The organism is Kribbella sp. NPDC005582, from assembly GCF_040605415.1.
Taxonomy (GTDB): domain Bacteria; phylum Actinomycetota; class Actinomycetes; order Propionibacteriales; family Kribbellaceae; genus Kribbella.
In genome coordinates, this window is record NZ_JBEXCU010000007.1 from 363,852 (window position 1) to 376,054 (window position 12,203).

General features: G+C 67.5%; 15 protein-coding genes. 2 read left to right on the forward strand and 13 right to left on the reverse strand.

Annotated elements, in window-relative coordinates; translation table 11 throughout:
* Positions 1–57 precede the first annotated feature (57 nt).
* Positions 58–1,164, reverse strand: coding sequence for a CU044_5270 family protein (locus tag ABZS29_RS33450; RefSeq protein WP_355468138.1), 1,107 nt, complete (start codon positions 1,162–1,164; stop codon positions 58–60).
* Positions 1,164–1,790, reverse strand: a complete 627-nt coding sequence (locus tag ABZS29_RS33455; RefSeq protein ID WP_355468140.1) for an RNA polymerase sigma factor — start codon at positions 1,788–1,790, stop codon at positions 1,164–1,166. Before ABZS29_RS33455 ends, ABZS29_RS33450 begins: the two co-directional genes overlap by 1 nt.
* A gap of 232 nt (positions 1,791–2,022) precedes the next feature.
* Between ABZS29_RS33455 and ABZS29_RS33460 the strand changes: the two genes are divergently transcribed.
* Positions 2,023–2,373: a TraR/DksA C4-type zinc finger protein gene (locus tag ABZS29_RS33460; protein WP_355468142.1), complete on the forward strand. Its 351-nt coding sequence runs from the start codon at positions 2,023–2,025 to the stop codon at positions 2,371–2,373.
* Between the two features lie 15 nt (positions 2,374–2,388).
* Positions 2,389–3,651, forward strand: a complete 1,263-nt coding sequence (locus ABZS29_RS33465) for a replication-associated recombination protein A (RefSeq protein WP_355468144.1) — start codon at positions 2,389–2,391, stop codon at positions 3,649–3,651.
* Here the strand turns inward: ABZS29_RS33465 and ABZS29_RS33470 are convergent.
* The 11 genes from ABZS29_RS33470 to ABZS29_RS33520 form a co-directional block, all read right to left on the reverse strand.
* Entirely contained in the window at positions 3,642–4,073 is a 432-nt protein-coding gene (locus ABZS29_RS33470) for a DUF2550 domain-containing protein (RefSeq protein WP_355468146.1), read from the reverse strand. The genes ABZS29_RS33465 and ABZS29_RS33470 overlap by 10 nt on opposite strands.
* A 141-nt stretch (positions 4,074–4,214) precedes the next feature.
* Complete coding sequence (locus ABZS29_RS33475) at positions 4,215–4,619, reverse strand: F0F1 ATP synthase subunit epsilon (protein WP_355468148.1); 405 nt, start codon at positions 4,617–4,619, stop codon at positions 4,215–4,217.
* A complete protein-coding gene (gene atpD, locus ABZS29_RS33480; RefSeq protein ID WP_355468150.1) occupies positions 4,620–6,074 on the reverse strand; it encodes a F0F1 ATP synthase subunit beta in 1,455 nt (484 codons plus the stop codon).
* Positions 6,075–6,079: 5 nt separating this feature from the next.
* A complete protein-coding gene (locus ABZS29_RS33485; RefSeq protein ID WP_355468151.1) occupies positions 6,080–6,991 on the reverse strand; it encodes a F0F1 ATP synthase subunit gamma in 912 nt (303 codons plus the stop codon).
* A 6-nt stretch (positions 6,992–6,997) separates the two neighbouring features.
* Positions 6,998–8,635 carry a F0F1 ATP synthase subunit alpha gene (atpA, locus tag ABZS29_RS33490; protein WP_355468153.1) on the reverse strand — a complete coding sequence of 546 codons (1,638 nt, stop codon included), beginning with the start codon at positions 8,633–8,635 and terminating at the stop codon, positions 6,998–7,000.
* A 94-nt stretch (positions 8,636–8,729) separates the two neighbouring features.
* The gene (locus ABZS29_RS33495) at positions 8,730–9,527 is read right to left on the reverse strand and encodes a F0F1 ATP synthase subunit delta (RefSeq protein ID WP_355468155.1); all 798 of its coding nucleotides are present in this window, start codon (positions 9,525–9,527) and stop codon (positions 8,730–8,732) included.
* The gene (locus ABZS29_RS33500; protein ID WP_355468157.1) at positions 9,527–10,102 is read right to left on the reverse strand and encodes a F0F1 ATP synthase subunit B; all 576 of its coding nucleotides are present in this window, start codon (positions 10,100–10,102) and stop codon (positions 9,527–9,529) included. The genes ABZS29_RS33495 and ABZS29_RS33500 overlap by 1 nt, the downstream gene beginning before the upstream one ends.
* Positions 10,103–10,131: 29 nt before the next feature.
* Complete coding sequence (gene atpE, locus ABZS29_RS33505; protein WP_355468159.1) at positions 10,132–10,368, reverse strand: ATP synthase F0 subunit C; 237 nt, start codon at positions 10,366–10,368, stop codon at positions 10,132–10,134.
* A 77-nt stretch (positions 10,369–10,445) separates the two neighbouring features.
* Positions 10,446–11,228: a F0F1 ATP synthase subunit A gene (gene atpB / locus ABZS29_RS33510; RefSeq protein ID WP_355468161.1), complete on the reverse strand. Its 783-nt coding sequence runs from the start codon at positions 11,226–11,228 to the stop codon at positions 10,446–10,448.
* 118 nt (positions 11,229–11,346) lie between these two features.
* The gene (locus tag ABZS29_RS33515) at positions 11,347–11,562 is read right to left on the reverse strand and encodes a hypothetical protein (RefSeq protein WP_355468163.1); all 216 of its coding nucleotides are present in this window, start codon (positions 11,560–11,562) and stop codon (positions 11,347–11,349) included.
* A gap of 90 nt (positions 11,563–11,652) precedes the next feature.
* The gene (locus ABZS29_RS33520) at positions 11,653–12,117 is read right to left on the reverse strand and encodes a hypothetical protein (protein ID WP_355468165.1); all 465 of its coding nucleotides are present in this window, start codon (positions 12,115–12,117) and stop codon (positions 11,653–11,655) included.
* Between the last annotated feature and the right edge of the window lie 86 nt (positions 12,118–12,203).

A 12,203-nucleotide genomic window follows, 5' to 3' on the forward strand; every position in this document is an offset into this window, starting at 1 on the left:
GCAGGGTGAAGCGCGGTGGCGGCTCAGAGCGAGCCGGCACCGGGTTCTAGGGGTAGGTCAGCGCACCGTGGTGGAGGGCGGTGTGGGGCGTTCGTCGGTCCAGCCGGACTCGAGGACGAGGTCGGTGCTGTCCTTCGGGCCGGTCGACTCGGAGGCGAGCAGCCGGCCGTGCACCGGGTCGATGATGTAGTCCACGCGGCCACCGCTGTACAGCGTCGGCTGCGCGCCGGGTTTCACGCGATTGAAGTCGGTGGTCAGCGAGATCTTCGTGCCGACGCGGCCGAGCGAGTCCTTGGCGTTCTGCTCGATCGTCACGCCGGGGATCATCGACAGCACCCGCAGGGCGGCGCCGCGCAGCTTCGGCGGGGACGGAGCCTCGAAGAGCAGCCGGCCGGCCGCGGTGTACACGTTGTAGTCGATCGCAGCTTCGCCCCGGACGTCGATGCTGCGGCCGAGGACCGCACGCAGCTTCACCGGATCTGTGGGCAGCGCTGCGATCTGCTGTGCGGTGAGCGGCTTGTCGCCAGAGACGAAGTAGCCCGGCGGCACGTCCTCGAAGGACATCTTGTTCACCACCGGCGTGGTGGGAGCCATGGTGATCGGGTCGGCCAACTCGCTCTGCGTCCAGGAGGTCGGTGCGCCCTGAGCGCGCCACTTGGCCTCGTCGCCAGGGGTGGCGGGCTTGTAGCCGAGCTCCACCCAACCGAACCAGGACTGCACACCGGGCTTCATCGGCATCCAGCGCTCGGTGATGCTCTCGCGCTTCAGTGTGTACTTGGGGTTGCCGACGCGGGTGCCGGTGGTGACCTGCAGCGTGCGGACCCGGAAGTACTTGCCGGCCACCTTCTCGTTGGCCTCCTGCTTGACCGCTGCGGCGATCAGCACCTCACTGGCGCTGGCCAGCCGCGGCGGCGTCAGGGTCGCGGGTGCAACGCCCACGTCACCGCTGCTGGGACCCTGCAGCAGCGGTACGCCGAGAGCGACCACAGTCACCACTGCCGTCGTGGCGGTGACCACGCCACCGACCCAGGCCAGCGTGGAGCGACGGCGGTGCTTCTCCTCGTGGATCAGGGACTGCAGTTGCCGACGCGCTGCGGCGGACACCTCCGGGCTGGGCCCGTCGTCTTCGGGGAAGGCCTTGCGGATCGACTCGAGCTCGTTCATCAGGAGTCAGCTCCTGTCGGATCGGTATGGCCGAGGGATTCGCGGATGACGCGCCGGGCCCGGGACAGCCGCGAGCACACCGTGCCGTACGCGATACCGAGTGCGGTGGCGACTTCGTCGTACGTGAGCTCGCCGAGGGCGACCAGCAACAGCACCTCGCGGTCCTTGGCGGAGACCTTGGCCAGTGCGGCCGCGAGCTCGCGGCTGACGCCCTGTGCGGTCACCTGCGCTGCCACGCGCTCCTCGTGCCCACTGGTCGGCTCCGGCGGCGGTAGCTTGCTCGTCGCTCGCCAGGCCCTGACCTCGTTGCGGCGGTGCCGCCGGATCAGATTGGTCGCAATGCCGTACAGCCAAGCGCGGACCACACCGTTACGGCTGTTGAACCGCTCTCGCTGCCGGAACGCGATCAGGAACGTCTCCGCGGCCAGGTCGTCGGCCAGATCGCTCCCGAGCCGTCTGGCGACGTACGAGTGCACCTGCCCGAAGTACCGGTCGAAGATGTGCGTGAACCGGTCCGGCTCCCGCACCGACGCCTCGAGCACCCGGCTGTCCTCGTCCGCCGAGCTGGGCACACTCTGCACCCGCCCCGGGAACGCGATGGCCGCCAAGGCCACATCGGGCGTCATCGGACTCCTCACCTCTGCTGGGTCGCCGCCGAACGGCTCGCCCTGTTCTTGCCCGATGTCCCCAGACCCCTTCTCGTGACCCCCGTCACACCCGTCTCAGCACAACCAGTACCGGCGGATAGACGCGCAGCCACGCACGCTGGAGGACACGCACGGCGAAAGAGTCACCCTGTCCGAAAGCCGCTCGCCATACGCGACAGCAGGTGTCGTGATTGGGTGAGAGTCTGGAGGCATGGCGCGAACAGACCTTGCTGAGCTCCGCGGTCTACTGGAGGCGGACCGCAAGCGCACGCGCGATCTGATCGCCGCACTGTCCGGGAACTTCAGTTCGATCGTCGAGGCGGCACGACTCACGGCCACCGATGACGAGCACGACCCCGAGGGCGCGACGATCGCCTTCGAGCGCTCACAAACCAGCGCACTGCTCTCAGCGGCCACGACGCATCAGGCCGATGTGGACCTGGCGCTGGAACGAATCGCCAACGGCACCTACGGCGAGTGTGAACAATGCGCCAAGAGCATCTCACCAGAGCGGCTGCTGGCTCGGCCGGCCGCCCGCACCTGCATCACCTGCGCGTCCTAGGAGGGCCCCGCTCACGTGTCCAGCACAGATGGACTGTTCGAACTGCCTCAGCCCGCAGAGCAAGTACTGGGTACGGCGCCACTGGCGGCGCGGATGCGGCCGCGCACACTGCATGAGGTCGTGGGGCAGGCGCACCTGCTGCGGCCCGGCGCTCCGCTGCGACGACTGCTTGAGGGCGGCACTGCGGCATCAGTCTTGCTGTACGGACCGCCCGGCACCGGCAAGACCACCATTGCGCGACTGCTGGCAGCTCAAGAAGCCCGGTACTTCGTAGCGCTCTCCGCACTGTCGAGTGGAGTCAAAGAGCTGCGAGATGTCATCACCGATGCCCGGCGGCGCCGCGACCGCCAGACGGTGCTGTTCATCGACGAGGTGCACCGCTTCTCCAAGACCCAGCAGGACGCTCTGCTCGCAGCCGTTGAAGACCGCCTCGTGCTGCTTGTCGCTGCTACCACGGAGAACCCGTCCTTCTCCGTGGTTACGCCGTTGCTCTCACGCCTGCTGGTACTCCAGCTGCAGTCGCTCACTGCCGACGACATCCGCGAAGTACTCCGTCGCGCGGTGACCGAGGAGCGCGGCCTGAACAGCGCAGTGGCGCTCTCGACCGAGGCCGAGGACGCACTGGTGCGGCTGTCCGGTGGTGACGCTCGCAGTGCGTTGACGGCGCTCGAAGCCAGCGCCGACGGGCTGAACGACACCGGCGGCACACTGATCGACGTACCGGCTGTCGAGCGCGCTGTGGCCGAGGCGAGCGTGCGCTATGACCGGCAAGGAGACCAGCACTACGACGTCATCAGCGCGTTCATCAAGTCGATCCGTGGCTCCGACCCGGACGCCGCACTGCACTACCTCGCGCGGATGCTGGTCGCCGGTGAGGACCCGCGCTTCATCGCACGCCGTCTGCTGGTGCACGCCAGTGAGGACATCGGCCTGGCTGATCCGACCGCCCTGAACGCTGCTGTGGCGGCAGCACAGACAGTCCAGCTCATCGGCATGCCGGAAGCCCGCTTGGCGCTGGCGCAGGCCACCGTGCACCTGGCGGTGGCGCCCAAGTCGAACACCATCGTCAAGGCGATCGACGCGGCCATGTCCGACGTACGGGCCGGTCTGAGCGGCGACGTACCGGCGCATCTGCGGCAGGGGCGCTACCAGGGCGCCCAGGAACTGGGGAACGCCGTCGGCTACCGCTCACCACACAACAATCCCGAGGGGCTTCGGCAGCAGTATCTGCCCGACCCGCTGCTGGGGAAGCGGTACTACCGCCCAGCTCAGAGGTAGGTCTGGGTGCTGGGGGGTGCGGATTCCATCCAGGCGAGGACGCCGGTGAGGGCTTCTTCGGTCATCGCGAAGTGGACGGTGCGGTCGCGGAGCTCGGCGTCGACGATGACGTGGCCGGCGTACGTGACCAGGGGCTCGTTGCCCATCGGGCGGCGGGTCTTGATGCCTTCGAGCTGGCGGCGGTTGACGGTGAGCTTGGGCCACCAGGCGAGGCTGAAGACCCGGAACCACTGGAGGTCGTCGCCGACGTAGCGGGCCAGGCCGAGCGCCCAGCCGCGGCCGTGGTCCTTCTCGGCGAGCTGGAGGCTGCAATCGAACGTGCCGCCATCCCTGGTCAACCAGCGACGACGGCACGCGAAAGCGATGATCAGCAGTACGGCGGCAGCCAAACAGACCCCGACCACATCGAGGACTGTTCCCATACCTTGCCGACCCCATTTCCGGTGCCCACTGTGTCTGAAACCCACTGTCCGGCACCGCCGGAGAATCCGTACTGTCAGTGACGTTCTTCGATTATGACAGGTGGGGTGGAGCCAGGATCGGCCCCACCCCACCCGTTTGGATCAGGATGCCGTTTCGGCGGCCCGGACCCGGGCCTCGGCGGCGCGGACCTCGTCCGCGTCGGCCTCACCGGCGGTGCCGGTCGCGAGCGCCTGCTCGAGCTCGCGACGGGCCTCCTCCAGGTCGATGTCGTGACCCATCTCGGCGTTCTCGGCCAGGATCGAGACCCGGTCGTTCGCCACCGAGATGAACCCGTCCGGGGCGGCCGCGACGAGGAAGTCCCCGTCGACGGTCCGGACCTGGACGGTACCGCCCTGCAGCAGACCCAGCAGCGGAGCGTGACCCGGGAGGATACCGACGTCACCGTCGGTGGTGCGGGCGATCACGATCGTCGCCTGCCCCTCCCAGACCACCCGCTCGGCCGCGACCAGCGCGACCTCGAGGTGCTTGCCGCTGTCGTCAGCCATTTACAGCTCCTTCTGGAGCTCAGCCCAACGCCGCTCGACGTCGTCGAGCGAACCGACGTTGAAGAAGGCCTGCTCGGCGATGTGGTCGCACTCGCCGTCCGCGATCTTCTTGAACGACTCGATGGTGTCCTTCAGCGGCACCGTCGAACCCGGCGTGTTGGTGAACTTCTCGGCCATGTAGGTGTTCTGCGAGAGGAACTGCTCGATCCGGCGCGCGCGGGCGACGGTGATCTTGTCCTCTTCGGAGAGCTCGTCGACACCGAGGATGGCGATGATGTCCTGCAGTTCCTTGTTCTTCTGCAGGATCTGCTTCACCCGCACGGCCACGTCGTAGTGCTCCTGGCCGATGTACTGCGGGTCGAGGATCCGCGACGTGGAGGTCAGCGGGTCGACGGCCGGGTACAGACCACGCGACGCGATCACTCGCGAGAGCTCGGTGGTCGCGTCCAGGTGCGCGAACGTGGTGGCCGGCGCCGGGTCGGTGTAGTCGTCGGCGGGCACGTAGATCGCCTGCATCGAGGTGATCGAATGACCACGCGTCGAGGTGATCCGCTCCTGCAGAACGCCCATCTCGTCGGCCAGGTTCGGCTGGTAACCCACGGCGCTGGGCATCCGGCCGAGCAGCGTGGAGACCTCGGAACCGGCCTGGGTGAACCGGAAGATGTTGTCGATGAAGAGCAGCACGTCCTGCTCCTTCACGTCGCGGAAGTACTCCGCCATCGTGAGGGCCGACAGCGCGACGCGAAGACGCGTGCCCGGCGGCTCGTCCATCTGACCGAAGACCAGCGCGGTGTCCTTGAAGACGCCGGCGTCCTCCATCTCGTGGATCAGGTCGTTGCCCTCACGGGTCCGCTCACCGACCCCGGCGAACACCGAGGTGCCACCGAAGTTGTGGGCGATCCGGTAGATCATCTCCTGGATCATGACGGTCTTGCCGACGCCCGCACCGCCGAACAGGCCGATCTTGCCGCCCTGCACGTACGGCGTGAGCAGGTCGAGGACCTTGATCCCGGTCTCGAGCATCTCGGTCTTGGACTCGAGCTGGTCGAAGGCCGGCGCCTTGCGGTGGATCGGCCAGCGCTCGGTGATCTCGAACTCGGACTCGTCCTGGTTCAGGCACTTGCCGGTCACGGACCACACGCGGCCCTTGGTGACGTCGCCGACCGGGACGGAGATCGCGGCACCGGTGTCGCGCACCTCGGTGCCCCGGACCAGACCGTCGGTGGGCTTCATCGAGATCGCCCGGATGATGTTGTCGCCGACGTGCAGCGCAACCTCGAGGGTGATCGTCGAGGTGACCTCGCCCAGGGTGATGTCCACCTCGAGGGCGTTGTACATCTCCGGCATCGCGTCCGCGGGGAACTCGATGTCGACGACCGGGCCGATGACCCGGGCAACCCGGCCCACGGCACCGGCCGCGCCGTTGTTGTCTTTCTCGGTAACCGTCGCTGTCATCTCTCTCACTCGCTCCCGGCTGATGCGTCAGCCAGCGCGTTGGCGCCACCGACGATCTCGCTGATTTCCTGGGTAATGGCCGACTGCCGCACCTGGTTGTACTCGCGGGTCAGTCGTTCGATCAGATCCTGCGCGTTGTCGGTCGCCGACTTCATCGCGCGCTGCCGGCTGGCCAGCTCGGAGGCCGCCGCCTGCAGCATGCAGTAGTGGATCCGGCTGGCGACGTACTTGGGCAGCAGGCCGTCCAGCACGTCCTCGGCGGACGGCTCGAACTCGTACAGCGGCAGCACGTCCTCGGCGGACGGCGCCTCCTCGCCCTCGACGACCTCGAGCGGCAGCAACCGGATCACGTCCGGCTTCTGCGTCAGCATCGACACGAACCGGGTGAAGACGATGTGGATCTCGTCCACGCCGCCCTCCTCGGTCGGGGTCAGGAAGGCCTCGATCAGGGCGTCGGCGATCTCCCGGGCGCGGGCGAACGACGGGGAGTCGGAATCGCCGCTCCACGACTGCTCGATCTCGCGCTGCCGGAAGGTGTAGTACGCGATGCCCTTACGGCCGCTGAGGTACGGCACGATCTCTTTCTCGTCCTCGCGGAGCAGCTGGTTCAGCCGCTCCCCCTCGCGGATCACCGAGGACGAGTAGGCGCCGGCCTGGCCACGGTCCGAGGTGATCAACAGCACCGCGGCACGCTTCGGGTTCGGCTTCTCCGTGGTCAGCGGGTGGTCGACGTTCGAGAACGTCGCCACCGCCGACACGGCACGGGTGAGCTCACGCGCGTACGGACCGGCCGCCTGGGCGCGTTGCTGCGCCTTGACGATCCGGGACGCCGCGATGAGCTCCATCGCACGGGTGAGCTTCTTGATCGTCGTGACGGAGTCACGCCGATCCTTCAGCTCGCGTTGGGTTGCCGGCATGGACGATCAGCCCCGCTTCTGCCGGACGATCTGCTCCTGCTCGACGTCCTCTTCGGCCATCGCCTCGGTCTCCTCGCGACCGACCAGCAGCTGGCCACCGGAGGTCTGGAAGGTCGGCTTGAAGGCGTCCAGCGCGGCCACCACGGCCTGCTGGGCGTCGTCCTCGAAGAGGTTCGACTCACGGATGCCGTCGAGCACCTTGCTGTCCCGCCGCAGGTACTCGAGGAACTCGCGCTCGAACCGCAGCACGTCCTCGACCGGCACGTCGTCGAACTTGCCCGTCGTACCGGCCCAGATCGAGACGACCTGGTCCTCGACCGCGTACGGCGAGTACTGCGGCTGACGGAGCAGCTCGACCAGACGCTGACCGCGGTCCAGCTGACGGCGCGAGGTGGCGTCGAGGTCGGAGGCGAACATCGCGAACGCCTCCATCGCGCGGAACTGCGCGAGGTCCAGCTTCAGCGTTCCGGACACCTTCTTCATCGCCTTGACCTGCGCGGCGCCACCGACTCGCGACACCGAGATACCGACGTCGATCGCCGGGCGGATGTTGGCGTTGAACAGGTCCGACTGCAGGAAGATCTGGCCGTCGGTGATCGAGATGACGTTGGTCGGGATGAAGGCCGAGACGTCGTTCGCCTTGGTCTCGATGACCGGCAGACCCGTCATCGAGCCGGCGCCGAGCTCGTCGCTCAGCTTCGCGCAGCGCTCGAGCAGACGGCTGTGCAGGTAGAAGACGTCACCCGGGTAGGCCTCACGGCCCGGCGGGCGGCGCAGCAGCAGCGACATCGAGCGGTAGGCCTCGGCCTGCTTGCTCAGGTCGTCGAACACGATCAGGACGTGCTTGCCCTGGTACATCCAGTGCTGGCCGATGGCCGAGCCGGTGTAGGGAGCGACGTACTTGTAGCCGGCCGGGTCGGAGGCCGGGGAGGCGACGATGGTGGTGTACTCCATCGCGCCGGCCTCTTCGAGCGCGCCGCGCACGGAGGCGATCGTCGAGCCCTTCTGGCCGATCGCGACGTAGATGCAGCGAACCTGCTTCTTCGGGTCGCCGGACTCCCAGTTGGCCTTCTGGTTGATGATCGTGTCGACCGCGATCGCCGTCTTACCGGTCTTGCGGTCGCCGATGATCAGCTGCCGCTGGCCGCGGCCGACCGGGATCATGCCGTCGATCGCCTTGATACCGGTCTGCAGCGGCTCGCGGACCTCCTGGCGGTCCATCACGCCGGCCGCCTGCAGCTCCAGGGCGCGGGTGCCGTCGATGCCGTCGATCTCGCCGAGGCCGTCGATCGGGACGCCCAGCGGGTCCACGACGCGACCGAGGTAGCCGTCGCCGACCGGAACCGACAGGACCTGGCCGGTACGACGTACCTGCTGGCCCTCCTCGATGCCGCCGAACTCACCGAGCACGGCCACACCGATGTCACGGACGTCGAGGTTCAGGGCGATGCCCTTGGTGCCGTCCTCGAACTCGAGCAGCTCGTTGGTCATCGCCGAGGGCAGACCCTCGACGTGCGCGATGCCGTCACCGGCGTCGATCACAGTGCCGACCTCTTCGCGGGCCGCTTCGGCCGGCTGGTAGTCGGTGACGAACCGATCCAGGGCGTCCCGGATCTCCTCCGGCCTGATCGTGAGCTCAGCCATATCGTGTTTCCTGCTTCCTTGACCTTGCTGGCCTGTTGTGGCTCTAAAGGCTTGTGCCGACCCCTAGCGCCGCTGTTCTGTCGTTAAGGGGCGGTCAGCCCGCGATGCGCCGTTGCGCTTCGTCGAGCCGGGCCGCGATGGTTGCGTCGATCACTTCGTCGCCGATGTCCACCCGGACGCCGCCGATCACCTTGGGGTCGACAATCACGTTCAGCTGGATGTCCCGGCCGTACTGGCGGCCGAGCGCCGTGGCGAGCCGCGTCCGCTCCGCCTCGGACAGGTCGGTGGCGACCCGGACCGTGGCGATGCTGGCACTGCGCCGCGCGGCGGCAGCGACCTGGTAGGACCGCAGCGAGGCCGCGAAGCTCCGCCCACGGCCGTCGACGGCGCGCTCGGCCAGCCGCACCGTCACCGGGTCGGCCTTGCCGCGCAGCAGCCCGGCCAGCAACTCCTGGCGGGCGGCGACCGGGATGTTGCGGTCACTGAGCTTGTCGCTCAGCCCCCGCTCGGCGGTGACGATCCGCTCCAGCCGGAACAGCTCGTCCTCGACGTCGTCCAGCTTGCGCCGGCTGTCGGCGAAGGCCACCTCGGCCTCGACGCTCAGCTCGTCCAGCGCGTTGCCGAGGTCCCGGCCGCTGACCCAGCGACCGGCCACGGCGATGGTCAGGATCTCCTGCGCCTGGGCGGAGATCTTGCCGCCGAACAACTGCTGGACGAGCGCGATCCGCTGGTCCTGCGAACGGGCCGGGTCGGTCAGCGCCCGGCGCAGCGCGCCGGTGCTGTCCAGCAGCCGGGCCACCGAGAACAGCTCGGCGCCCAGCCCCTCGGTCACCACCGCACTCGCCAGGGCCTCCTGGGCCTTGGCGAGCGACTGGTTCGATGCGCCGCGCATCAGCCGTCCGTTCCGACGGCCGCGCGCGCCGACTCCGATGCCTCGAGCTCGGCCAGGAAACGCTCGACGGTCCGGCGCTGCCGGGCCTCGTCCTCCAGCGACTCCCCGACAATGCGACCGGCCAGCGTGGTCGCCATCGTGCCGACCTCGCCCCGCAGCGAGGCGACCGCCTGCGTCCGCTCGGCGTCGATCTGGGTCCGGGCGTGCGTCACGATCCGCTCGGCCTCGACCTGCGCCTGCTCACGCATCTCCGCGATGATCTGCGCACCCTGCTCACGCGCGTCCTCACGGATCTTCGCAGCCTCCGAGCGGGCCTCGGCCAGCTGCGCGTTGTACTTCTCCAAAGCCGCCTTCGCCTCGGCCTGGGCCTGCTTGGCCTCGTTCATCCCGCCTTCGATCGCCGCGGTCCGGTCGGCGTACGCCTTCTCGAACTTCGGAACGACGACCTTGGCGAAGGCGATGGCCAGCAGGATCAGGAAGACGAAACCGAAGATGATCTCGGCGGTGTGCGGCATCAACGGGCTAGGGGTTTCCTCGCCCGCTGCTTCGGCCAGCGGTAGCACCAACGTCAACATGTCTTGATCCTGTCAGTCAGGGGTTTGGGTCAGGCCTTCTGGAAGACGAACGCCAGGGCGATACCGATGATCGCGAGCACCTCGGTGACGCCGAAGCCGATCCAGGCGATCGACTGCAGCTTGTTCTGAGCCTCCGGCTGACGCGCGGTGCCGTTGATGACGGCCGCGAAGATCAGGCCGACGCCGACGCCCGGGCCGATCGCCGCAAGGCCGTAACCGAGGACCGCGATGTTTCCGCCCATTTCGAGGGCCAGTCGAGAAACCATGGTTCCGGTGTTTCCTTTCAGTACGGATAGGGGCTATCCGGTTTCCGTTTACTACGGGTCTGTTGGGTGGTGCGGGATCAGTGCTCGTCGGCGAGTGCGGTGCCGATGTACTGCGCGGTCAGGACCACGAAGATGTACGCCTGGATGCACTGGACGAACAGCTCCAGGCCGGCGATCGCGAGGCCCATCAGGAAGGTGAGGATGCCGACGCCGCCGAGGGCGATGTTGCCGGACTCGAACACCATGTACTCGCCGCCGAGAACGAACACCAGCAGCAGGATGTGACCGGCGAACATGTTCGCGAACAACCGCAGGCTCAGCGAGACCGGCCGGACCAGGATGTTCGAGATGAACTCGATCGGAATCATCAGCGGCATCAGCCAGCCGGGGACGCCGGCGGGCATCGTCTGGTGCTTGAAGTAGCCCCAGAGGCCCTTCTTCTTGATGCCGACCGCGTTGTAGATGACCCAGCTCATGATCGCGGCCACGTACGCCCAGCCGATGTGGCTGAAGGTCGGGAACTGGAACAGCGGGATGCTGGCGGCAACGTTGTTCAGGAGGATGAAGAAGAACAGGCCGGTCAGGTACGGCACGAACTTCATGTAGTCCTGGCTGCCGATCGCGTCGCGCGCGATCGAGTTGCGGACGAAGTTGTAGCCCAGCTCGCCGGCGAACTGCAGCTTGCTCGGCACCACCGCGGCCTTGCGGGACGCACCCCAGAAGAACCAGATGATGACGACAACCGTCAGCGCGGCCACCAGGACGGGCTTGGTGAACCAGTCCACGCCATCGATGATCGGTGGGGTGTCGAAACTCTGTGGACCGGGCGGGGTGAACTCGGTCGGAACGCCGGTGATCACCGGGTCTCCTCTCGCGTCGTGCTCAAGTCGGACGCCTTGTAGCAAAGGGCAGGGCGGCTCAGGGCATGGCGGTCAACAACGTCAGACCCGGTGCGGATCGGACTGTTCCCCGAAGGGATCAGGACCGCGACCCGTACCGGTAGTTCAACAGCAGGATGGAGAGCCCGGCGCCGAGCGCGATGCCCACCAGAACCAGAAACTGAGTGCCGAACAAGCGATCCAGCCCGAACCCGATGCCCCCGTAGAGCAGGACACCGCCGATCAAGTAGGACAGGACCCGCCAGCCGTCGCCGGAATTCTGCGGTGATGGCTTCGGATCCTTGTGCTCGCTCATTGGCACCCGAAAGGTACCAGTCCGCGACACGCCGGGTCACATCGGCACCCGCGACCTCAGTCACAGCGGTGAAACCGTTACCACACGTGGTCATGGGTTCACCTCGTTGTCGAGGTCGTAGATCGGCACCCGCAGCCGCGACCAGGCCCACATCTCGCCGGCCATCCAGCCCAGCACGACCACCATCGCGACGATCCCGAGCACGGTCAGATTCACGTGCTCGGCAAGGCTGTCCGAGCTGATCGCAAGAGCCAGCAGGCCCCCGAAGATCGCGATCCGTCCTGTGTACGACGCCATCGCCATCGCCAGCTGCATCTGCGGTGAGGTGTGCCGCGAAAGGTGCAGCGCGAACAGCCCGAGACCGGAGAAGACGATGACCATCAGCATCCCGAGCAGCGCGCCCCACAAGCCCTTCAGACCAGCGGCAACGGCAGACACCGCGGCGGCGTTGAGGCCGACCACGAGCGCCGCGACCAACGCGCCGCGCAGCATTGCCAGCGCCGGGTGCCGAGTAACCTGGCCGGCGACTTTGGGGCTGTGGGCCATGGAAGCCATCTGGTGGTTCCGTCCTGCGGGCGACCAGGTCTCGCGGCCAGGTCGTCGGGTGGGCGGGGTCAGGGGTGTCAAAGTTCTTTGCTGGT